The following is a 20,893-nucleotide window of genomic DNA, read 5'->3' as shown; positions in this document are numbered from 1 at the left end:
TCGGGTCAGTCGCCCTGGCGGTGGCGCCGGCCGACCGGTGCGTCGTAGGCCGCCGGGGCGACACCGGCGAGGTGCTCGGCCGGCCTGCCGTGGTGCTCCAGGTGGTCGCGGGCGGCGATGTCGGGGTGGTGCAGGTCGAACGCCGGGGATTCGGAGCGGATCCGGGGCAGTGCGGTGAAGTTGTGCCGCGGCGGCGGGCAGGAGGTCGCCCACTCCAGCGAGCGGCCCCAGCCCCACGGGTCGTCCTCGGTGACCTTCTCGCCGTATTTGGCGGTCTTCCAGACGTTGTAGAGGAACGGCAGGATCGACAGGCCGAGCAGGAACGAGCCCACGGTGGAGACGGTGTTCAGCGTGGTGAAGCCGTCCGAGGCCAGGTAGTCGGCGTAGCGGCGGGGCATGCCCTCGGCACCCAGCCAGTGCTGGACGAGGAAGGTGCTGTGGAAGCCCGCCGTCAGCGTCCAGAAGGTGATCTTCCCGAGCCGCTCGTCGAGCATCTTGCCGGTCATCTTCGGCCACCAGAAGTGGAATCCCGCGAACATCGCGTACACCACCGTGCCGAACAGCGTGTAGTGGAAGTGCGCGACGACGAAGTACGAGTCCGAGACGTGGAAGTCGATCGGCGGGGCGGCCAGCAGCACACCGGTGAGGCCGCCGAAGAGGAAGGTGACCAGGAATCCGGTCGTCCACAGCATCGGGGTCTCGAAGCTGAGCGAGCCCTTCCACATGGTGCCGATCCAGTTGAAGAACTTCACGCCGGTCGGCACCGCGATCAGGAAGGTCATGAAGGAGAAGAACGGCAGCAGCACCTGGCCGGTGACGTACATGTGGTGCGCCCAGACGGTGACCGACAGGCCGGCGATCGCCACGGTGGCCGCGATCAGGCCGGAGTAGCCGAACATCGGCTTGCGGCTGAAGACCGGGACGACCTCCGAGACGATGCCGAAGAACGGCAGCGCCAGGATGTAGACCTCGGGGTGCCCGAAGAACCAGAACAGGTGCTGCCACAGCATGGCGCCGCCGCTGGCCGGGTCGAAGACGTGCGAGCCGAACTTGCGGTCGCACTCCAGGGCGAGCAGGGCCGCCGCGAGCACCGGGAAGACGATCAGCACCAGGACGGCGGTGAGCAGCACGTTCCAGCAGAAGATCGACATCCGGAACATCGTCATGCCCGGGGCGCGCATGCAGATGATGGTGGTGATGAAGTTGACCGCACCGAGGATGCTGCCGAAGCCGGACAGCGTGACACCCATGATCCACATGTCGGCGCCGACGCCGGGGGAGTGCACCGCGTCGGAGAGCGGCGCGTAGAGGAACCAGCCGAAGTCGGCGGCGCCCTGCGGGGTGGCGAAACCGGCCGCGGCTATCAGCGAGCCGAACATGAACAGCCAGTACGACAGCATGTTGAGCCGGGGGAAGGCGACGTCCGGGGCGCCGATCTGCAGCGGCATGATCCAGTTGGCGAAGCCGGTGAACAGCGGCATCGCGAACAGCAGCAGCATGATCGAGCCGTGCATGGTGAACGCCTGGTTGAACTGCTCGTTGGAGAGCAACTGCGTCCCGGGCCTCGCCAGTTCGGCCCGCATGACGAGGGCGAGCACGCCGCCGACCAGGAAGAAGCCGAACGCGGACCACAGGTACAGCGTGCCGATCGCCTTGTGGTCGGTGGTCGTCAGCCACCGCACCAGCCGGACCCCCGGGCGCCGCCGCCCGCGGGCGGGCCCGCCGGCCGTCCCCTCCGTCGCCTCGATGGCAGCCACCGGACGCTCTCCTTCGCTCGCTCGCCGAACCCTTGACCGCCGCACGGCGGTTCGGAGCTGTGGCAAGCGGGTGCAGGGGCATCCGGGTGCGCTCCGGCCGGCGGCGCTCCATGCTCCGCCGCGGCCGGGCCGGCGTCCCAGGGCCGTTGGACCCCGCGGCCCCGGGCCCACCGTCCCCGGCGCGGTGACGTTCGGCTCCGCCGTCCGACCCCATGCTGCGCATACGAACCCATGGGGGTGGAAGCCCCGTCGGGCCCCGCGGGGGAAGGTCAGTGGCGGTCGGGCGTCCGGTCGGCGGCCACCTGGGTGGCCAGGACGGCGGCCTGCACCCGACGTTCCACGCCCAGCTTGGCCAGCAGCCGCGAGACGTGGTTCTTGACGGTCTTCTCGGCCAGGTAGAGCCGCTCGCCGATCTGCCGGTTGGTCAGCCCCTCGCCGACCAGTTGGAGGATCTGCGTCTCGCGTTCGGTGAGCGCCGGCAGCGGGGACGGCTGCGGGGCGTCCGCCCGGCGGCGCAGCCGGGCCATCAGCCGGCCGGTCGCGCCCGGGTCGAGCAGCGACTGCCCGGCGGCCACCGTGCGCACGGCGGAGACCAGGTCGGTGCCGGAGATCTGCTTCAGCACGTACCCCGAGGCGCCGGCCATGATGGCGTCGAGCAGCGCCTCCTCGTCGTCGAAGCTGGTCAGCATCAGGCAGGCCAGATCCGGCATCCGGGAGCGCAGCTCCCGGCAGACGGTGACGCCGTCGCCGTCCGGCAGGCGGACGTCGAGGACGGCCACGTCCGGGCGCAGCGCCGGGACGCGGGCGAGCGCCTGCTCGGCGGTGGCGGCCTCCCCCACGACGGTCAGCCCGGGGTCGGAGTCGAGGAGGTCCTGCACACCCCGGCGCACCACTTCGTGGTCGTCGAGCAGGAAGACCCGTACCGGACCCCCGGCACCCGTCCGTACCGTGCCGTCGAGCATGGCACCTCTCCTTCCCCGGCCCGTCCGCCGTGGAGGGGCCACCGCATTCTCCCCGGCCGCCCGCGCCCGCCGACAGGGCCGGACGGCCCTGCTTGCGGCACCCGGCGGGCGGGCGGAGATTGGAGGTCGGAGCACGCCGCAACCGGCGCGGCGGCAGCGAACCGAGGAGGACCGGAGATGGCGGTTCTCGTACAGGTCGACCTGCCCGGGGCGACCACCGAGGAGTACGAAGCGATCCACGCGCGGCTCGGCCGGGAGGACGGCATCTTCGCCGGCTGCCTGGCGCACGTGGCGGCCGTGACGGGGGACGGCATGCGGATCATCGACCTGTGGGACTCGGAGGCGTCGATGAACCGCTTCTCGGAGCGGATGCGGGAGCTGGGACTGGCCCGGCCCGGCGGATCCTGGTCGGCCGTCCCGGTGCACGGCTACGACCTGTCGCCCCAGGGCTGACCGGCCGCCGGGCCGCGCGCCGCGGCCCGTACGGCTCCGGTCCGATCAGGCCGGGCAGGTCAACGCCAGCCGGATCGCGTCCGCCAGCCCCTGGCGGTGGCCCTCGCGGAACTCCTTGGTGCGAGAGGCCAGCAGGGAGACCGTCCACTGCATCCGCGGCACGCCGGGGATCGGCGCCAGGCCCGCGCCGTACGGCTGGGCGGCCAGGCCGGTGGGCAGCATCGCGCAGCCGAGCCCGGCCGTCACGGAGGCGTGCACCCCGTCCATCGAGCCGAGTTCGAGGCTCTCCGGCGGCTCGCCGCCGCGCAGCCGGAGGAACTCCGGCAGCCAGCGCTGCGAGGGGCAGTCCGGGTCGGCGACCACGACCTGGTGGCAGGCGAGCGGCGGGCGCGCCCCGGCGCTGGTGCTGGGGGTGAACTCCAGGTCCTGGACGGGAATCTCGGTCGGCGCCTCGCGCCGCTCGCGGACGGCCGAGGCGCGCTCGGCGAGCACCGCGGTGCGGGCCCGGTCGGCCGCCCGGCCCGGGGCCCCGCTGAGGACCGGAACGGGCGCGGCCGGCGCCGGGCGGTGCTCGCGCCCGGTCAGCAGGATCGCGCCGTCCAGGCCGCCGGCCCGCAGCGCCGCGTGGATCTCCGCGGTGCCCATCACCCGCAGCGCGAGCTGCACGTCGGGCAGCAGGCGGCGGCCGAACTGGGCGATCCTGGCGAGTTGTTCGCCGTACGCCAGGGCCGGCACCAGGCCGACCCGCAGCCGCGGCGCGGTGGCCGAGGGGCCGCGCAGTGCCTCCTCCATCTCGCCCACCAGGGTGAGCAGTTGGCCGGCGTAGCCGCGGAGGGTGGAGCCCGCGGGGGTGAGCCGCACCCCGTTGGGCAGCCGGTGGAAGACCGGAGCGCCGACCTGCCGCTCCAGGGCGCGCATCTGGGCCGTCACGCTCGACTGGGAGTAGCCCAGCCGGTGGGCGGCGCTGGTGAACGAGCCGGTTCTGATGACCTCGCAGAACGTTCTCAGGGTCTTGACGTCGATGTCCACTGCTGCTGCTCCCGCATGCCGCCCGTGTGGTGCCGGTGTGGTGGTGGAGGCGGCCGCCGGCGGGCGGCGGGGGCGCCGGAGTGCTGGCTCCGGCGCCCCGCGACCGCCGCGGCCGTCAGGCCAGGTCGTGGGCGTCGACCAGCGGGAAGTCGAGCTCCGGCTCGGCGACGTGGTTGAAGAAGTTGGACAGCACGTTCAGCGCGACGTGGCCGACGATCTCGGCGATCTCCGCGTCGGTGACGCCGGCCGCGCGGGCCTCGGCCAGCACGGTGTCGGAGACCCGGCCGCCGCTCGCCATGACCTCGCCGGTCAGCTTGAGCACCTGGTCCATGTGCGGGTCGGTGTCGGTGCCGCGGCGGGTGTCGAGCAGCTGCTCCTGGCTCAGGCCGACCTTGCCGCCGCGCATGGTGTGCGCGGAGACGCAGTAGGTGCAGCTGTTGCGCTGGGCGATGAACAGGGCGAGCTGCTCGCGCTGCTTGGTGCTGAAGGTGCCGCCGACCAGGGCCTCGCGCATCGCCAGGTAGCCGCGCAGGGCTGCCGGGCCGTTGGCGAGCGCCGCGTACAGGTTCGGGACCTTGCCGAGCTGCTTGAGCGTGCTCTCCAGCAGCTCGCGCTGCTCCTCGTTGGCGGTCTCGGTGGTGAGCAGGGGCAGACGGGACATGGCGTCTCCTCGGTTGCGGCAGAGATGGAACCGATCGGTACCAAACAGCTAGGACGGTACCGATCGGTACCGACTTTCGTCAACGCCCATCGAAAAATCAGAACCGAGTGGTACCGTTTGCGGATGCCGAGCAATGCGAGAGAACGACTCCTCACCGCCGCTGAGCGGCTGTTCTACGAGGAGGGCATCCGCGCGGTCGGGGTCGAGCGGATCCTGAGCGAGTCCGGCGTCGGCCGCGCGTCCTTCTACCGGCACTTCCCGAGCAAGGACGACCTGGTCGTCGAGGTGCTCCGGCGCCGCGACGCCGCCTGGCGGAGCTGGCTGACCGACACCGTCGAAGCCAGCCCGCGCGGCACCGACGACCTCGCGCTCGCACTCTTCGACGGACTCGCCGAGCGCTTCGCCGCGGCCGACTTCCGCGGCTGCGCGTTCATCAACACCATGGTCGAGGAGGCCGACCCGGCCAGCCCCGCGCACCGGGTCGCCGCCGAGCACAAGGAGAAGGTCATCGAGTACCTCGACGGCCTGCTCGCCGCCGCCGGGTACCGCGGCCACCGCACCCTGGCCGGACAGCTCGCCCTGCTGGGCGACGGCGCGATCGTCGCCGCGCTCCGCGAACGCACCACCGACGCCGCACCGCGCGCCCGGGCCGTCGCCGAGGCGCTGCTCGCCACCGCCGAACGCGAGGAGCACCTGCCGCTGCCCGACTGCTGAACCGGGCCGGCCGCCGGGCGCACCGCGCGCCGGCGGCCGGAAGCCGCGGACGGCCGACCGGGACATCCCGGTCAGCCGTCCGCGAACCGCGCGGCCAGCTCCGCGCGGCGCACCTTGCCCGACCGGGTCCGCGGCAGCTCGGCCGCGAACTCCAGCCCGCGCGGCACGAACATCGGCGCCAGCCGGTCCGCCGCCCGCGCCAGCAGCTCGCCGCGCAGCCGGGCAGCCCCGGCCCCGTGCGGCGGCTCGTGACGGGTCGTCACCACCGCGTACGGCACCAGCCCGCCGGCCGGATCGGGGCGCGGTACCACCGCCGCGTCCGCGACCTCCGGGTGCCCGCGCAGCACCGCCTCGATCTCCACCGGCGACACCCGGTGCCCGAACGACTTGAACACCTCGTCCAGCCGGCCGAGCAGCCGGATCGAGCCGTCCGCGCAGCGCTCGCCGACGTCGCCCGTCCGGTACAGGCCGTCGGCCAGCGCGGCGGCGGTGCGCTCCGGGTCGTCCGCGTAGCCGGCCATCAGACCGGCCGGGCGCTCGGCGAGGTCGAGGCAGACCTCGCCCGCCTCGCCCCGGGCACCGGTCGCCGGGTCGCGCAGCACCACCGTCCAGCCGGGCAGCGGGTGCCCCAGCGGCGAGATCGGCGCCGGGTCGTCCGGGGTGCGGCCGATCAGCGCGGTGGCCTCGGTCTGCCCGTAGCCGTCCCGCACCTGCACCCGCCAGGCCGCGGCCACTGCCGCCGACACCTCCGCGGTCAGCTGCTCGCCCGCCGCGGTGGCCTCGCGCAGCCGCACGGCCGAGCGGGTGCGGTGCAGGTGCGGCAGCATCGCCCGCCAGGCGCTCGGCGGGGCGCAGAAGCTGTCCGCGCCGTGGTCGGCCAGCACGCCGGGCAGCACCTCGGGCGGCAGGCCGCCGTCCGGCGGCGCCAGCACCACGGCCTCGGCCGTCCACGGGACGAAGAAGCTGCTCCAGGAGTGCTTCGCCCAGCCCGGGGCGGACAGGTTGAGGTGCCGGTCGCCCGGCCGCAGCCCGTTCCAGTACAGGCTCGACAGGTGCCCGACCGGATAGCTGGCGTGGGTGTGCTCGACCAGCTTCGGCAGCGAGGTGGTGCCCGAGGTGAAGTAGCAGAACGCCGGATCGGCGGAGCGCGTCGGCCCGTCCGGCAGGAACGGCACCGGTGCGGAGCGGGTGTCCGGGTAGCGCGTCCAGCCGTCCGCCGGGCGGTCGGTGAGCGCGATCCGCAGCCCCGGCACCGGCAGGCCGTCCAGCAGCGCGGCCGCCTCCGCGGAGCAGAGCACGTGCCGGATCCGGCCGCGCCCGATCCGGTCCGCGGCCTCCTCCCGGGTCACGTCCTGGTACGAGGGCACCACCACCGCGCCCAGCTTCAGACAGCCAAGCAGGCTCTCCCACAGCTCGGCTCGGGTGCCGAGCAGCAGCAGGACGCGGTCGCCCCGGCGCACCCCGAGGCCGGCCAGCGCCGCCGCCAGGGTGTCCGAGCGGGCCGACAGCTCGGCGAAGGACAGCTCCTCGGCCACGGACGTGCGGCCCTCGGCGTCCGGCGGGGAGAGCAGCCGCAGCGCCGGCAGCGGATTGTCCGCGGCCACCACGTCGAACCACTCCAGCGCCCAGTTGAACTCCGCCGCGCGCGGCGGCCGGAAGGCGGCGCAGGCCGCCGCCCGGTCGCCGCGCAGCGCCAGCAGCAGGTCGCGGGCGGCCCGGTACTCCTCGTGCGCGGCCGTCCGGCGGTGCGTCCACCACGCCGCGGGGCGCCCGCTCACCGGGCGGCCCGCCCGGCCAGCGTCCCGGCGGGCTCGGCGGCGGTCTGCCGGGCCTGCGGCGCCGCCTCCGCCAGCAGGGCCTCGGCGATCGCGTCGGCGTCCCGGGTGAAGGCGCCCCACGGGCCCGGCCGGCCGCTGCCGACCTGGGTGAACCAGCGGGTGTGCTCGCTCGGGATGCCGAGGACGAACATCGTCCGCTCGATCCCGCCGTCCGCCCGCACCGGGTGGAAGGGGGTGTCGGTGGTGGCCAGGCCGCCGGTGTCGAACGCGCCGCCCGCCCAGGAGTTGACGAAGGTGCGGATCACCCCGTCGGCGAGCAGGCCGCGGATCAGCGGGTCGCGGTCCGAGCGCAGGTCGGTGCTCGGCACCCGGGCGTCGACCAGCGCGTCCAGCCGCACCCGGGAGTCCTCCACCTGGCCGGACTCGACGGTGAAGCAGCCCAGGTCGCGGTCGGCCCGGAAGCGTGCCGCCGGACCGACCGGCTCCAGCACGCCCGCCGCCAGCAGCGCCAGGAACTGCTCCGAGCGCTGCGCCGGCGGACCGGTGGAGATCACCGCCGCGACCGGGTTGAAGTCCGCCAGGAAGCGGCGGTGCGAGTCCGGGGTCAGCCCGCCGAAGTCCACCACCGAGCGGATGGTCGCCCGGACGTCCCGCAGCACGTCGCTCGCGGCCTTCACCGGGCCCTCGTAGTTGCCCAGGACGGCGTCCGCGAGGTCCTCGCGCAGCCAGTCGGCCAGCTCCTGCCGGTACTCCGCGGGGGAGGCGAACCGGCGTCCGGCGAACGGCCGGGCCAGGCGCCACAGCGCGTCCAGCGGCTCGCCGGCCGGCCCGAAGCCCTCCGCCAGCACGGCCAGCGCGGCCGGGCTCGGCGGCTCCTCCCGGTGGACGGCCGCCGCCGCCTCGCCGAACTCCCGCTCGGCGTCCGGCCCGACGGCGTGCCGCAGCCGGGTGCCGAGCAGCACGATGTTCATCTCCGCGAGCAGCCACGGCAGCACCTGGGACTGGAAGTCCAGCGGCCCGGCGGCCCGCAGCGCGGCCATCCGCTCCGGGGTGAACAGCCGTGCCCGGTACCGGAACTCGGCGGACTTCTGGTTCCGGCCGCGGGTCAGCAGCGGAATGCCGCTGCGGGAGGCCGGCACGATCCTCGGCTCCCGCCCGCTCGGCAGGTAGCGCAGGCCGCCGCCCTCCGCGGGCAGGAACCGGCCGCCGCGGCCCAGCGTCAGCGCCGAGACCACGTCGTAGAAGGTCAGCCCCATGCCCAGGACACCGACGGTGGCGCCCGGCGGTACGGCGTCCAGCGGCATCTCGGCGGCCGAGTCGCCGACCACGTACCGCAGCGGCGGGTGCTCCTCGGCGAAGTTCAGCCACTCGCGCTGCTGCTCGTCCAGCTCGTTGGTGGGGTGGCCGGAGGCCAGCACCAGCCGGTCCACGGTGATCACGTCCCCGCGGTCCAGCCGGACCCGGTGCACCGGCTCGCCCGTGCCGCCCCCGGCCGGGCCGCGGTCGGTGGTCAGCGCCCTGGCCTTCACCGGACGGATCGTCAGCCCCGGCACCCGGGCGTCCAGCACCAGGCCCAGCACGAACCGCAGGTACCGGCCGTAGACGACGCGCGGCGCGTAGCCCTCCGGGTCGGCGTTCTCCGGATCGGCGACGGCCCACCACTCGGCGAGCGTCGGGCCGGCGCCCGGTCTCGCCGGGCCGCCGTCGGACGGCCCCGAGAACATCGTGACCTCGCGCGCCGGGGTGTTCATCAGGAACCACGGCGACTGCTCCGGCCGCCAGATCCGGCCGGCCCCGATGCAGTACGGGTCCACCGCGGTGACCTCCACCGGCCGGGCCGGCGGCCGCTCGGCGCACCGGGCGACCAGCCGCTCCAGGATCGACAGGCCGCGCGGCCCGCCGCCGATCAGCCCGATCCGCAGCGGCTCGGGCGCGGCCGGCGCCGCCACCGGCTCCGGCGCCTCGCGGGCGGCCTCCCGGTCGTGCTGCTCGGCGACCCGGCGCAGCATCAGCGACAGCCGGTTCGAGGTCATCGCCCCGGACCGGCCGACGGTGGCCAGCAGCGGCATCGCGCCGACCTCCGACCAGCGCAGCCGCCCGTCGTCGCCGATCGTGCCGCGGGCCGCACCCCGGTTGTCCGGGTGCAGGCAGTACGGGATGTCCAGGACGCCGCGGTGGAAGGCCCGCAGCAGCGCGGTGCCGACGTCGTCGGAGAGCGACAGCACCGCGGTGATCAGCGCCCGCGCCTCCAACAGCACCTCGCCGGCCTCGCCGGAGCTCTCGCGCGGGGCGTCGGCCAGCTCGCGGCGGGTGCGCCGGGCCTGCGCGGCGGCGGCCCGCAGCGCGGTCAGGTTCTCGGCCACCGTCGGGATCCGGTGCGCCTCGGTCTCGGTCTTGACGATGAGGCGCTCCGCACCGCCGCGGACGGCGAGGTCGGCGCTGCGCTTGAGCAGCAGGCCCGCCCCGGCCACGCTCCGCGGGAAGACGCCCATGTACGTGTAGAGGACGACGTGCCGGTCGACGGTCGGCGGCAGCAGCTCCTCGGCGAGCAGGCGGAGGGCGGCGAGCGCCTCGACGTCCTGCTGCGGGCTGGTCTGCTGCGCGTAGCTGAGCGAGACGCTGGTCATGCCGTTCTGGGCGAAGAACAGGCACTCCAGCACCGACATCGCGACCAGCAGCGACGGCGGGCAGAGCTGCCCGAGCAGACAGCCGCCGAAGGACTCCAGGTGCGCGCGGATCCCGTTGGCGCGGCTCTCCTCGGCGAGGAAGCGGGTGGCCTCCCGCCAGGCGGCGACCGACTCGGCGAGCGGCGTGCGCCCGTACGGCAGGCAGTACGAGACCGGGCCGCCCTCACTGGTGCCCAGGCCCGCGGCGGTCATCGTGCGGAAGATCGCCCGCGGGTCGGCGGAGCCGTGCCGCACCTGCACCGGCGTGTGCCGGCCGGCCGCGGCGGCGACCTTGGCGGTGATCCGGGGGCCGTGCCCGACCAGCGGGAAGCCGTTCAGCGGCTTGCCGGCCCGTACGGCCGCGACGGCGGCGCCGTGGTCGCCGACCCGGGTGTAGCTGTCGAGGGTGATGGTGCCGACGGTGCGCTCCGAGAGCCCGGCCACCGCGGTCAGGCCGGCCGCCATCTCGCTGGGGACGGCCATGCCCATGCGGGGCTGGACGACGAGCTCGCCGGCGCCGGCGGCGGCGCGGACGTAGGCGCCGAGGTCCGGTGGGGAGGCGGGTGAGCGGGTCACGCGGCGGCCCGCTCGGTACAGGTGGCGGGCAGCTGGGCCAGGTACGACAGCAGCACGTCGGGCTTGGTGCCGTCGCTGTGCACCTGGTCGAAACCGGCCGCCAGCAGCTCGGCCGTGCGCTGCTCGGCGCCCTCCGGCGAGATGCCCAGCAGACCGCCGATCACCAGCGGGATGTCGCCGGTGCTGCGCTCGGCGCGCAGCGCCCGGGCCGCCCGCAGGCCGTCCAGGTGGCCGTGGCCGTTGACGGAGCTGAACACCACCAGGTCCGGGCGGGTCAGCTGCGCGGTGTCGACGAGCAGCTGCTCGGGCACGCACGGACCCAGGTTGAGCACCGAGTGGCCGTTCTCCTCCAGCAGCAGCTGCAGGTACACGAGGTTCCAGGTGTGCGCGTCGGAGGACCCGGTGGTGAGCAGCACGCGGCGGCTCTCGGCGGGCTCCGGCACGGCAGCGGCGGGGCGCAGCGGGTACGGCGTCGGGGTTCGGGTGGGCGACATGGCTACTCCTCGGGTGGCGACGGGGCTGTGCCGGGCGGGTACGGGCGCGGCCGCGGGTGGCGGGCGCCCGTCGTGCGGCGGCCGGGTACCGGGGCGCCGTGGTGGGCGGCTCCGGTACCCGGCAGCGGTGCGGACGACGGGTCAGGCGCCGGCGCCGACCCCGGTGGTGATCTCGTCCGCCTCGGGCGTGCGGGCCGAGGCCGGGCGGGCCCGGACGGCGAGCACCGTGCAGCCCTCGGCGCTGGACATCTGGTGCCGGGTGCCGGGCTCCTCCACGACGAGGTCGCCGCGGACGAAGCGGCGGCCGTCGCTGTGGTCGAGGACCCCGTCGAGGACGAGCATCAGCTCGTGGCCGAGGTGCTCGTGGAAGTCGCCGTGCGCGCCGGGCGGGAAGCGCAGCAGCAGGGCCGCGGAGTCCTCGCCCCGCTCCGCGTCCGGCCCCCACAGGACGACGAACTCCACTCCCACGCGGCCGGGTTCGGTCCACGGCACCCAGGGCAGGTCGGTCTGGTCGAAGCCGTTGCGCAGTACGTCGCGCATCACCGTCACGTCAGGCACGGGCCACCTCCGAGGTGCGGACGACGCCCCAGGGCAGCGGCCCGGAGACGATCGGGGCGCCCATCAGGGAGCCGAACTCCCGCCAGGCGCCGTCGTAGTTGGCGACGCCGGGGCGTCCGAGCAGCTCGCTCAGCACGAACCAGCTGTGCGCGGACCGCCAGCCGATCCGGCAGTAGACGACGGTCGGCGCCTCCTTGTCGAGCTGGCTGTAGAGCGCCTCCAGCTCCTCCGCGTCGCGGAAGGTGCCGTCCGGGCGGACGGTCGCGCTCCACGGGATGTGCTGCGCGGACTCGGCGTGGCCGGGTCGCACGCCCTGGTCGTCCGGGACACCGGGCGGGGCGGTGCGCTGGCCGAGGTACTCCTCCAGCGAGCGGCAGTCCACCAGGTTGATCGCGCCGATGCCGCCGAGGACGGTGTCCCGGTGGGCGCGCAGCGACGCGTCGAGCGTCCGGACGGGGTACTCCACCGGCGTCCGGACGGGGGCCTCGACGGTCAGGTCGCCGCCGAGCGCCTCCCAGCGGGCGCGGCCGCCGTCCAGCAGCCGCAGTTCGCGGTGGCCGTGCAGCCGGAACTGCCAGTAGCCGGCCGCGGCCCACCAGTTGCTGTTTCCGCTGTAGAACACGACGGTGTCGTCCGGGCCGATGCCGTGCCGGCCGAGGAGGGCGGCGAACGCCTCCGGGCCGATCAGGTCGCGGCGGACGCGGTCCTGCAGGTCGGTCGTCCAGTCGAGGCTGACCGCCCCGGGTATCCGGCCGCCCGGGTTCGGGCCGCCGTCGGTGATCTCGACGAGGACGACGCCCCCGTCGGAGCCGTGGGTCCGGACCCAGTCGCAGTCGACCAGGACGCTCTCGCGGTCCATCGTTACTCCCTTCGGATCGCTGGGCCGGCCGGACCGGCGGCCGAGGGCCGCCGGTCCGCCGGGTGCGGTCACCACCAGTAGGTGGGGTACTTGCCGATCGCGCCGATCCGGGAGGCCAGCAGGCCGACGAGGATCAGCAGGACGCTGCCCGCTGCGAGCAGCAGCAGGAACCGTGCGGGGGCCGGGTGCTGGACGACCACCAGCACCGCGGTGGCGGCGGCCGGGGCGTGGACGGCCCGCAGCACGCCCATCAGGGCGACCGACAGGCCGGCCGCGACCGAGGCCGTCCACAGCGAGTGGCCGGCGACCGCGGCGGCCGCGTAGCCGATCACCGCGGAGCCGATCTGGCCGAGCAGCACGTTGCGCGGCTGGGCCGGCGGCAGGGCCGGACTGGCGCAGATGATCATCGCGGTCGCGGCGAGCGGCGCGATCAGCAGCAGCGAGTCGGTCGCCTTGCCGATCACGGCCAGCACCAGCAGCGACACGATGGTGGCGAGCGTGCCGGCCACGGTGGCCCGGGTGCCGGCGAAGGCCGGGGCGCGGCCGCCGAGGCCCCCGCCCGACCCGGCGGCCGGGGCGGGTGCGGAGGCCGGCCGGTTGGCGGTCTGGTTCGTCATGGTGTGTCAGCTCCCGTGGTGACGGCGTCAGTTGTGCGAGCCGTGGAGGAGGTCCATGGCCTTGCGGTGCACAACCCCGCCGATCTTGTGGCCCATCTCCAGGCCGGGACCGTTGTCGAAGCTCCAGTGCATGCCGCCGTAGATCCGGGAGATGCCGGCCTGCTCGGCGGCGGCTGTGAAGGTGGGCCACTGCAGCGTCACGTCCACGGCCGGGGTCAGCCCGGGCTCGACGGTCGAGGTGCCGGCCTTGAACAGGTAGGAGTCGCCGAACGAGTCGGTGCCGGTGAAGCGGCGGAGGAACTCGGCCGCGGCGCCGGAGAAGGTCGAGTGGCCGGAGACGGTGGCGGGGAAGCCCGGCACCGCCACGTAGGCCCGCCAGTGCACGCCGTCCATGGTGACGGTGCCCTGGCCGGGGCCGCCCCAGGCGCGGATCTGCTGACCGCGGCGGTCGTAGGGGACCAGCGTGGAGGGGCGGGCGAAGTCGTACTGCCGCTTGACCGCCCAGGAGCCGATCGCGGCGTCGCACTCGGCCATGTTGAGGCCGAAGAACAGCGGCGCGTCCTCGTCGATGCCGTAGCCGTCGCGGGCCGACACGAACCGGGCCCAGGACTGCTGCGCGCCGGGCGGGGTGACGTCGTTGTCCAGCCAGAACTCGGCGATCGCCTTGTGCTCGTCGGTGAGACCGGCGCTGATGTCCACCAGCTCCTCGATCGCGTCCGACATCCGGGTGGACGGGTAGGCCGGCGGGGCCGCCACGGTGAACTGGTCCGGCCGGGTCAGCGCGAACGGCGTCATCACCGAGAACTGCGGGGTGAGGAACTTCTGCGCCTTGCCGCCGACGATCAGCGGGGTCCAGTGCTCGGGCGCGGTGACCAGGGCGGGGTCGAAGGCGGCGATCGACTGCGGCTGGTTCACCGCGGTGTAGCCGGTGGTGTCGACGTAGCCGCCGCCCTGGTTGGCGCCGTCCTGGTGGCGGAAGTCCAGCACCGCCCGGGCGGTGCGGCGGCCGATGCCGGCCGGGGTGTTCGGGCCGGCCTGGGCGTCGGGGTCGTAGCCGAGGCTGTGCATGAAGGAGTCGGCGGCGGCCGCCTGGTTCGGGAAGAGGTCGCGCATCGCGAGGTGCGCCGCGTAGCTGACCGCCTCGCTCTTGTTGGCGAGGGTGCGCTCGCGGCGCGGGCGGCGCAGCGAGCCGCCGAACCGGGTGCCGACCGCGCAGGAGTCGTAGCAGGCCCAGGCGTCGTATATCGCGTTGTGGATGACGGCCAGAGCCCGCGCGTTGATGGTCGCCGGACCGAACACCGTGCCGGCGAGCTTGTACTCGGCGAGGATGGCGTCCATCACGGCCTGGTTCCAGCGCACGATGACGCTGACCTGGTGCGCGCCCGCCGCGCGGCGGCCCGTCCGGGTCTCGGAGGCCCACGCGGTGGCGGGCAGGGCCAGCGCGCCGGCCACGCCGAGTCCGGCGGCGATGACCCGGCGGCGGGTGGTGTTTCGGGTGGGGAGGGGAAGGGTCATCGGTGTCGTTCCTTCTCGCGTTCGGGCCGACGGCCGGGGAAGCGGCTTTGTGCGGAAGGTATGTGACGGTTCGTGGCATGAACGTTGCAGCCGCATTGCACCGTGTTGCACCGGAGCTGACGGTGTCTCGTCAAACATTTGTACGGGCCGGAATCGCCGCTGCTCAGACGAGCGGTGCCCGTCCGGAGGCCGATCGGCTTCTTCTATGGCTCCCATGCAATGCGGCGATGGCGCTCGCTGCCGCCGACCCGCGGTGGTTAGCGTGGAAATGAGGCCGCCCGACACCAGGGAGCGGGACCGACGAGCGGCACCGGGCACGGCACCGCAGCGCGGACGACACCGCGGCGAGGTGCCCGCCCCCGGCGCCGCGACGCCACGGACCGCCCCGGGCGGACCACGGTGCGAACACGGGGGCAAGCCATGATCCAAGCACTTCCGGGCGGCGCCGGCATCCGCAGCGTCGCCACCGCCAGGGGCGGCCAGGCACGTCGGAGCGTCCCGGCCGATCCCGCTCCACCACCGCGCCCACGGGCCCTGCGGGCCGCCGACGGCACGGACGGCCACCGCCCGTGCCCGGTCACGGGCGTGCGGATCGACCTGCTGGGCGGCTTCGCCCTGCACCTCGACGGCGAGGAGGTCCAGCCGGGCATCGGCGCCCGCCGCCTGCTCGCCCTGCTCGCCGTCGAACCCGGCGGCCTCACCCGCGCCAGGGCCGCCGCCGTCCTCTGGCCGGGCCTCGAACCCGCCCGCGCCGGAGCGGCACTGCGCACCGCGCTGCACCGGCTCCCCGGCTGCCGCGCCGACCTGCTGCACGAAGGTCGGGAACGGCTCCGGCTCGCCCCGGACGTCGCCACCGACCTGGGCGAACTGCGCACCACCGCCACCCGGGTGCTCAACCTCGCGCTCCCCCTGGACGCCGAGGAACTCGGCCGGGCCGCCACCTGCGACTTCGGCCACGACCTGCTGCCGGACTGGGAGGAGGACTGGCTCGACCACCACCGGATGCGCTGGCGCGAACAGCGCCTGCACACCCTGGAGGCACTCTCCTTCCGGCTCGTCCAGGCCGGCTGGGTGGGCGCCGCGGTCGACGCCGCACTGATCGCCATCCACGCCGACAACCTGCGCGAGAGCGCACACGAGACGCTGGTCGCCGCCTACCTGGCGGCCGGCAACCGGATCGCCGCCAACGCCTACCGGGCCACCTACCGGGAACAGCTCCGGCGGGAGCTCGGCGGCCGCGAGCCGGCAGCCCGCGACACGGGCGGCCGGCCCGGCGGGCCGCACGGCGGCGAGCAGGGCATCCGCAGCCTGCGAAGCCTGCACCGACCCGCCACGGGCCGCCAGGACGCCCCCTAGGGCCCGTCTTCAAGGCATCCGGGAGGTCGGTCGAGGGGCGCGGCTCCCCGCGCCCCTCGACCGACCTCCCGAGCGCACTTCGAAGAACTCCCGGGACCCGTCCGCGCGGCCACCCGCACCTCCGCCCCGCTGGACCGCGCGCCGCTGCGCCCTGCCCGCGCGGACCCGTCCCGACCCGTCATCCGCCGTGTTCTGGAGGCAATCCGTCGTGACCATGACCCCCGAGCTCAAGCCGCCCGGCCCGCTGCTGCCGGCCGCACCCGCGCCGCAGACCCTGACCACCCGGCTGCGCCCCGGCCTGCACCGCTGGGGCGTGACCCTGCTGCGGGCCGGACTCGGCGTGCTGTACGTGTGGTTCGGCATCCTGAAGATCATCGAGCGCAGCCCGGCCGGCGTCCTGGTGACCGGGACCATACCCGGCCACCCCGGCGGCTGGGTCGTCCCCGCCCTCGGCTGGGTCGAGGTGCTGCTCGGCCTCTGGCTGCTCTCCGGCCGCGGCCTGCTGCTCGCCCTGCCGGTGCTCGGCGCCCACCTCTGCGGCACCTTCGGCGTCCTGCTGTTCATGCCCGGCACGGCCTTCGACGACGGCAACCCGCTGCTGCTCACCCTGGTCGGCGAGTTCGTGGTGAAGAACCTGGTGCTGCTTGCCGCCGTCCTGGTGGTCACCACCGACTCCCGCCGGCGCCCGGACGGCGTCTAGTGCCGCGGACGGCCCGACCGGTGGCGTTGCCGTAAATGCTTTGCGGCGCTGGCTCGGTGCCGCCTACGGTCGCCGGGCCGCCGTCCGCCCGCAGTGCCTGGAGCCGCCGTGCCGATCCGCCTCACCGCCCTCGCCGATCCCTCCGCCGGCCCGCACCGGCGCCGGACCGCCTGGCTCGCCGCCGACGACGACGGCGTGCCGGTGGGATCGGCCTTCCTGCGGCTGTCCGACCGGGACGAGCAGCGCCGGCTGGCCGAGGTGGAGATCACCGTGCACCCGGCCGAGCGTCGGCGCGGCACCGGCACCCTGCTGCTGGAGGCCGCCGCCGGGGCGGCCCGGACGGACGGCCGGGAGGTCCTGCTCGCCGTCGCCGAGGAGGGCGGGCCCGGTGAGGGCTTCCTCGCCGCCCGCGGGCTGCGCCGGGTGCTCGTCCTGATCGAGGCCCGGCTGCCGCTGGCCGACGCGGACGAGGGGGCGCTCGCCGCCCGCGCCGAACGTGCGCACCCCGGCTACCGGTTGGTGGACTGGGACGGTGCCGTCCCGGACGACCTGCTGGAGCGCTACCTCGCCGCCCGCCCGGCGATGGACGACATGCCGCTCGGCGGTACGGGCCACGGCCCGGTCCGCTGGACGGCGGAGCGGCTGCGTGCCGCGGCCGACCAGGTCGCGGCACGCGGCGACCTCCTGCACACCGTCGCCGTGCTGTCCGAGGACGACGGCGCGGTGGTGGCCTTCACCGAACTGGTGGTGTCGGGCGACGGCACCGGCGACGGCCGGCACTACGGCACGGGCGTGCTGCCCGGCCACCGCGGCCGCGGTCTGACCGGCTGGATGAAGGCGGCGTCGATCGGCACCGCCCGCCGCCGGCACCCGGCGCTGGAGGGGCTGATGACCGACACGGCGGAGGAGAACACGCCGATGCGGCGCGCCAACGAAGCCCTCGGCTACCGTCCGACGCGCCGCCTCTGCCACTACCGGCTGGACCTGTAGGCCGGATCCGCCCGGCCCCGGGGGTCAGACGTTGACGCCGTAGTCCAGCGCGATGCCGCGCAGGCCCGAGGCGTAGCCCTGGCCGATCGCGCGGAACTTCCAGTCCGTGCCGTGCCGGTAGAGCTCGCCGAAGACCATCGCGGTCTCGCTGGACGCGTCCTCGGAGAGGTCGTAGCGGGCGACCTCGCGGCCGGTGGCCTGGTCGACCACGCGGATGAAGGCGTTGCGGACCTGGCCGAAGTTCTGCAGCCGGCTCTCGGCGTCGTAGATCGACACCGGGAAGACGATCTTCGAAACGGCGAGCGGCACGGCGACCAGGTCGACCTTGATCTGCTCGTCGTCGCCGTCGCCGCCACCGGTCAGGTTGTCGCCGCTGTGCTCGACCGAACCGTCCGGGCTGGCCAGGTTGTTGTAGAAGACGAAGTGCTGGTCGGTCATCACCCGGCCGTTCTCGCCGCACAGCAGGGCGCTGGCGTCGAGGTCGAAGTCGGCGCCCGTGGTCGACCGGACGTCCCAGCCGAGTCCGACGATGACCGACGTCAGGCCCGGGGCCTCCTTGCTCAGCGAGACGTTGCCGCCCTTGGCCAGCGAGACTCCCATGGCTTCCCCTCCCGGAGTGCCGCACCGGGCCCGTCCGCCCGGCCGATCCGATCACTGTGAGCCATGAATCTACAGCACTGTAGAGGCCGAACGGGCCTTTCCCCGCGCCCTGACGCGGTCTCACCGGACGGCCCGGACCGAACCGCTCAGTAGGATGGCGGCGCCGTCGCACCCGCGGCGCGCAGCAGCGGGCGGGCGCAGGCCCTGCCGGGGACGCACGGGAGGCGCCGCCATGGTCCAGGAGCGCGAGCCCGACGCCGGCGGCTTCCGGGCCCGCCGCCGCGGCCAGGGCGAGCTGGAGGCCCAGGTGCTGGAGCTGCTGCGGGAGGCGCCGGGGCCGGCCACCGCGGGCTGGGTCCAGGAGCGGCTGGACGGCGGACTCGCCTACACCACGGTCGTCACCATCCTCTCCCGGCTGCACGCCAAGAAGGCCGTCTCGCGCACCCGTTCCGGCCGCTCCTACCACTGGCAGGCCGCCGACGCGGCCGGGCTGGCCGCCCTGAAGATGCGCCGGGTGCTCGACAGCGAGGCCGACCGCGACGCGGTGCTCGCCAGCTTCGTCTCCGCGCTGCTGCCGCACGACGAGGTGCTGCTGCGGGCCCTGCTGGACAGCGCCGCGGACGGCACGGCACAGTCCGCGGGCACCGGACGGGAGCACGACGGGCCGGCCCGCCGCGAGGGCTGAGCCGTGGCCGTCCTCGTCTTCCTCTTCCTGCCGCTCGTCCTGCCGCTGACCGCCCTGCCGATCTCCCGGCTGGCCGAACAGCACCTGCATCCGCGGGCGGCGACCCGGCTGCTCACCGGGTTCGGCCTGGCGATGGCCGGCTGCAGCGCGCTCTGCCTCGGCCTGCTCGGGGTGTTGGGGACGGCGCAGATCCCCGGCAACCCGCTGCCGGACAGCTGGTCCGACCCCGAGGTCCGCGACATGGTGCCGTTCCACGTCGAGGTGGGCGCGGCCTCGATCGCGATGCTCGCGGTGGTGCTCGGCGCGGTCGCCCGCACGCTCGCCGGCCGGTTGCGGATCGCCGCCCGGGCGCGCCGTGCGGTCGCCGACCTCCCGGCGGAGGACGGGCCCGCGGTACTGCCCGACGACCGCCCGTACGCCTACGCGCTGCCCGGCGGGTCCGGCCGGATCGTGGTCTCCACCGGCATGCTGGCGCACCTGGCCGAGGACGAGCGGGCGGCCCTGCTCGCCCACGAGCAGGCCCACCTGACGCACCGGCACCACCGCTACCTGCTGGCGACCCGGCTGGCCGCCTGCGTGAACCCCTTCCTGCAACCGCTGCACCGGGCGGTGGCGTACTCCACCGAGCGGTGGGCCGACGAGGAGGCCGCCGGCGCCGTCGGCGACCGCCGGACGACGGCCCGTGCGGTCGCCCGGGCGGCCCTGGTCGCCCACCGGGGGGTGCTGCCGGGGGCCGCGGCCTTCGCCGATCCGGCGCCCGGTCCGGTGCCGCGCCGGGTGGCGGCGCTGCTCGGCCCCGTCCCGTCCGGCCGCGCCTGGCCGCCCGCGCACAGCCCGGCCGGTCCGGCCGCGATGCTGGCCGCCGCGGGCACCGCCGCCTCGGCGCTCTCCGCCCTGAACGCGGCCACCGCACTGCTGCTGGTGCTGAAGGCCGCCACGCCGCTGTGACGGCGTGCCGCGACGGCGTGCCGGGTCGGGGCCGTCCGGGTCAAGCGCGGGCAAAGTACGATCGGCCCCCTCACCACCCGAACCGGTAAGGAGAGCACCGATGGTGTTCAAGCGGCTTCTCGGCGCGCTGGGCGTCGGCGGACCCACCGTGGACACGGTCCTGTCCACGCCGACCGTGCACCCCGGCGGCACCGTCCACGGCCAGGTCAACCTGGTCGGCGGCGAGCGGGACGCGGAGATCAACGGCATCACCCTCGCGCTGGTCGCCCGGGTCGAGGTCGAGTACGAGGACCACGAGGGGCACACCAACAAGACCTTCGCCTCCGCGGTGGTCAGCGGACCGCTGCGGCTGGCGGCGGGCGAGCACCGCGCGGTGCCGTTCGCCCTCCCGGTGCCGTTCGAGACCCCGGCGACCTCGATCGCCGGCCAGCACCTGTCGGGCATGGCGCTCGGCGTGCGCACCGAGGTGGACATCGCGGGCCAGCTGGACAAGGGCGACGCCGACCCGCTGGCGGTCGAGGCCCTGCCGGTGCAGCAGCGGGTGCTGGACGCCCTGCTCGCGCTGGGCTTCCGCTTCACCCGGGCCGACCTGGAGGCCGGCCACATCCGCGGCACCCGGCAGACGCTGCCCTTCTACCAGGAGATCGAGTTCCGGGCGGCGCCGCAGTACGCGCACCGCTGCAACGAGATCGAGGTGACCTTCATCGCCGACGCGTACGGCGTCGAGGTCGTCCTGGAGTTCGACAAGCGCGGCTTCCTGCACGGCGGCGACTCGGTGCGCACCTACCGCCTCGACCACGCGGCGGCCCAGCAGGACCTGGCCCCCGTGGTGGACGGCTGGATCCGCGCCGCGCTGTAGCGGCACCCGCAACGGGAACGGCGGGGGGGCGGGGGGGGATGCCCGACCCCGCGCGGGGCCCGGGGCCTGGGGACCCGCGGGCCCCCCTCGGGTCCCCCCGCGGGGGGGCGGTCTAG

The 20,893-nt window shown here is 75.0% G+C and carries 20 protein-coding genes; 8 read left to right on the top strand and 12 right to left on the bottom strand.

Translation table 11 applies throughout. The features are described 5' to 3' along the window. Positions 1 to 5 precede the first annotated feature (5 nt). Complete coding sequence (gene ctaD, locus AB0O09_RS36400; RefSeq protein ID WP_363549512.1) at positions 6 to 1,682, bottom strand: cytochrome c oxidase subunit I; 1,677 nt, start codon at positions 1,680 to 1,682, stop codon at positions 6 to 8. 344 nt (positions 1,683 to 2,026) lie between these two features. Then, on the bottom strand, positions 2,027 to 2,719 hold the full coding sequence (locus AB0O09_RS36395) for a response regulator transcription factor (protein ID WP_363549491.1): 693 nt from the start codon (positions 2,717 to 2,719) through the stop codon (positions 2,027 to 2,029). A 177-nt stretch (positions 2,720 to 2,896) separates the two neighbouring features. On the opposite strand from AB0O09_RS36395, the gene AB0O09_RS36390 reads away from it, so the two are divergent. Beyond that, positions 2,897 to 3,172 carry a hypothetical protein gene (locus tag AB0O09_RS36390; protein WP_363549489.1) on the top strand — a complete coding sequence of 92 codons (276 nt, stop codon included), beginning with the start codon at positions 2,897 to 2,899 and terminating at the stop codon, positions 3,170 to 3,172. Between the two features lie 45 nt (positions 3,173 to 3,217). Here the strand turns inward: AB0O09_RS36390 and AB0O09_RS36385 are convergent, their stop codons facing one another. Together AB0O09_RS36385 and AB0O09_RS36380 are read right to left on the bottom strand one after the other, a co-directional pair. Next, entirely contained in the window at positions 3,218 to 4,201 is a 984-nt protein-coding gene (locus tag AB0O09_RS36385) for a LysR family transcriptional regulator (RefSeq protein ID WP_363549488.1), read from the bottom strand. Positions 4,202 to 4,316: 115 nt separating this feature from the next. Beyond that, positions 4,317 to 4,862, bottom strand: a complete 546-nt coding sequence (locus AB0O09_RS36380) for a carboxymuconolactone decarboxylase family protein (protein WP_030273068.1) — start codon at positions 4,860 to 4,862, stop codon at positions 4,317 to 4,319. Positions 4,863 to 4,985: 123 nt separating this feature from the next. Between AB0O09_RS36380 and AB0O09_RS36375 the strand changes: the two genes are divergently transcribed. Then, entirely contained in the window at positions 4,986 to 5,576 is a 591-nt protein-coding gene (locus tag AB0O09_RS36375) for a helix-turn-helix domain-containing protein (protein WP_344624568.1), read from the top strand. A gap of 71 nt (positions 5,577 to 5,647) precedes the next feature. Here the strand turns inward: AB0O09_RS36375 and AB0O09_RS36370 are convergent, their stop codons facing one another. The 7 genes from AB0O09_RS36370 to AB0O09_RS36340 all read right to left on the bottom strand — a co-directional run bounded on the left by AB0O09_RS36370 (position 5,648) and on the right by AB0O09_RS36340 (position 14,639). Next, on the bottom strand, positions 5,648 to 7,354 hold the full coding sequence (locus AB0O09_RS36370; RefSeq protein ID WP_363549485.1) for an AMP-binding protein: 1,707 nt from the start codon (positions 7,352 to 7,354) through the stop codon (positions 5,648 to 5,650). Beyond that, positions 7,351 to 10,596 carry an FAD/NAD(P)-binding protein gene (locus tag AB0O09_RS36365; protein ID WP_363549484.1) on the bottom strand — a complete coding sequence of 1,082 codons (3,246 nt, stop codon included), beginning with the start codon at positions 10,594 to 10,596 and terminating at the stop codon, positions 7,351 to 7,353. Before AB0O09_RS36365 ends, AB0O09_RS36370 begins: the two co-directional genes overlap by 4 nt. Beyond that, positions 10,593 to 11,090 carry a cobalamin-dependent protein gene (locus AB0O09_RS36360; protein WP_363549482.1) on the bottom strand — a complete coding sequence of 166 codons (498 nt, stop codon included), beginning with the start codon at positions 11,088 to 11,090 and terminating at the stop codon, positions 10,593 to 10,595. The genes AB0O09_RS36365 and AB0O09_RS36360 overlap by 4 nt, the downstream gene beginning before the upstream one ends. A 141-nt stretch (positions 11,091 to 11,231) precedes the next feature. Then, complete coding sequence (locus AB0O09_RS36355; RefSeq protein WP_344624564.1) at positions 11,232 to 11,648, bottom strand: cupin domain-containing protein; 417 nt, start codon at positions 11,646 to 11,648, stop codon at positions 11,232 to 11,234. Continuing rightward, positions 11,641 to 12,507, bottom strand: a complete 867-nt coding sequence (locus AB0O09_RS36350) for a sulfurtransferase (RefSeq protein ID WP_363549480.1) — start codon at positions 12,505 to 12,507, stop codon at positions 11,641 to 11,643. Before AB0O09_RS36350 ends, AB0O09_RS36355 begins: the two co-directional genes overlap by 8 nt. Positions 12,508 to 12,575: 68 nt before the next feature. Continuing rightward, positions 12,576 to 13,124, bottom strand: a complete 549-nt coding sequence (locus AB0O09_RS36345; RefSeq protein ID WP_363549477.1) for an HPP family protein — start codon at positions 13,122 to 13,124, stop codon at positions 12,576 to 12,578. A 27-nt stretch (positions 13,125 to 13,151) separates the two neighbouring features. Then, entirely contained in the window at positions 13,152 to 14,639 is a 1,488-nt protein-coding gene (locus AB0O09_RS36340) for a vanadium-dependent haloperoxidase (protein WP_363549474.1), read from the bottom strand. Between the two features lie 420 nt (positions 14,640 to 15,059). Between AB0O09_RS36340 and AB0O09_RS36335 the strand changes: the two genes are divergently transcribed. The 3 genes from AB0O09_RS36335 to AB0O09_RS36325 all read left to right on the top strand — a co-directional run bounded on the left by AB0O09_RS36335 (position 15,060) and on the right by AB0O09_RS36325 (position 17,685). Continuing rightward, positions 15,060 to 15,995: a BTAD domain-containing putative transcriptional regulator gene (locus AB0O09_RS36335; RefSeq protein WP_363549471.1), complete on the top strand. Its 936-nt coding sequence runs from the start codon at positions 15,060 to 15,062 to the stop codon at positions 15,993 to 15,995. A 208-nt stretch (positions 15,996 to 16,203) separates the two neighbouring features. Beyond that, a complete protein-coding gene (locus AB0O09_RS36330) occupies positions 16,204 to 16,695 on the top strand; it encodes a hypothetical protein (protein WP_363549468.1) in 492 nt (163 codons plus the stop codon). 108 nt (positions 16,696 to 16,803) lie between these two features. Further along, complete coding sequence (locus AB0O09_RS36325) at positions 16,804 to 17,685, top strand: GNAT family N-acetyltransferase (protein WP_363549465.1); 882 nt, start codon at positions 16,804 to 16,806, stop codon at positions 17,683 to 17,685. Positions 17,686 to 17,709: 24 nt separating this feature from the next. On the opposite strand, the gene AB0O09_RS36320 is transcribed toward AB0O09_RS36325, so the two are convergent. Then, complete coding sequence (locus AB0O09_RS36320) at positions 17,710 to 18,285, bottom strand: TerD family protein (RefSeq protein WP_363549462.1); 576 nt, start codon at positions 18,283 to 18,285, stop codon at positions 17,710 to 17,712. Positions 18,286 to 18,517: 232 nt separating this feature from the next. Here AB0O09_RS36320 and AB0O09_RS36315 point away from each other — a divergent pair, with 232 nt between their 5' ends. From AB0O09_RS36315 to AB0O09_RS36305, 3 genes are all read left to right on the top strand, one after another. Continuing rightward, positions 18,518 to 18,970 (top strand): BlaI/MecI/CopY family transcriptional regulator, encoded by a 453-nt coding sequence (locus AB0O09_RS36315; RefSeq protein WP_363549459.1) that lies wholly within the window; start codon positions 18,518 to 18,520, stop codon positions 18,968 to 18,970. 3 nt (positions 18,971 to 18,973) lie between these two features. Next, a complete protein-coding gene (locus tag AB0O09_RS36310; RefSeq protein ID WP_363549456.1) occupies positions 18,974 to 19,918 on the top strand; it encodes a M56 family metallopeptidase in 945 nt (314 codons plus the stop codon). 100 nt (positions 19,919 to 20,018) lie between these two features. Next, positions 20,019 to 20,777: a sporulation protein gene (locus tag AB0O09_RS36305; RefSeq protein ID WP_363549453.1), complete on the top strand. Its 759-nt coding sequence runs from the start codon at positions 20,019 to 20,021 to the stop codon at positions 20,775 to 20,777. Positions 20,778 to 20,893: the final 116 nt, after the last annotated feature.

The sequence above is a fragment of the Kitasatospora sp. NPDC093679 genome (genome assembly GCF_040683455.1).
GTDB lineage: Bacteria > Actinomycetota > Actinomycetes > Streptomycetales > Streptomycetaceae > Kitasatospora > Kitasatospora arboriphila.
This window is presented reverse-complemented; position numbering and strand designations above follow the sequence as displayed.

Coding starts and splice junctions, on each gene's coding strand:
- AB0O09_RS36395 (WP_363549491.1), bottom strand. CDS start 2,719: ATGCTCGACGGCACGGTACGGACGGGTGCCGGGGGTCCGGTACGGGTC.
- AB0O09_RS36390 (WP_363549489.1), top strand. CDS start 2,897: ATGGCGGTTCTCGTACAGGTCGACCTGCCCGGGGCGACCACCGAGGAG.
- AB0O09_RS36380 (WP_030273068.1), bottom strand. CDS start 4,862: ATGTCCCGTCTGCCCCTGCTCACCACCGAGACCGCCAACGAGGAGCAG.
- AB0O09_RS36375 (WP_344624568.1), top strand. CDS start 4,986: ATGCCGAGCAATGCGAGAGAACGACTCCTCACCGCCGCTGAGCGGCTG.
- AB0O09_RS36360 (WP_363549482.1), bottom strand. CDS start 11,090: ATGTCGCCCACCCGAACCCCGACGCCGTACCCGCTGCGCCCCGCCGCT.
- AB0O09_RS36350 (WP_363549480.1), bottom strand. CDS start 12,507: ATGGACCGCGAGAGCGTCCTGGTCGACTGCGACTGGGTCCGGACCCAC.
- AB0O09_RS36345 (WP_363549477.1), bottom strand. CDS start 13,124: ATGACGAACCAGACCGCCAACCGGCCGGCCTCCGCACCCGCCCCGGCC.
- AB0O09_RS36340 (WP_363549474.1), bottom strand. CDS start 14,639: ATGACCCTTCCCCTCCCCACCCGAAACACCACCCGCCGCCGGGTCATC.
- AB0O09_RS36335 (WP_363549471.1), top strand. CDS start 15,060: ATGATCCAAGCACTTCCGGGCGGCGCCGGCATCCGCAGCGTCGCCACC.
- AB0O09_RS36320 (WP_363549462.1), bottom strand. CDS start 18,285: ATGGGAGTCTCGCTGGCCAAGGGCGGCAACGTCTCGCTGAGCAAGGAG.
- AB0O09_RS36315 (WP_363549459.1), top strand. CDS start 18,518: ATGGTCCAGGAGCGCGAGCCCGACGCCGGCGGCTTCCGGGCCCGCCGC.
- AB0O09_RS36305 (WP_363549453.1), top strand. CDS start 20,019: ATGGTGTTCAAGCGGCTTCTCGGCGCGCTGGGCGTCGGCGGACCCACC.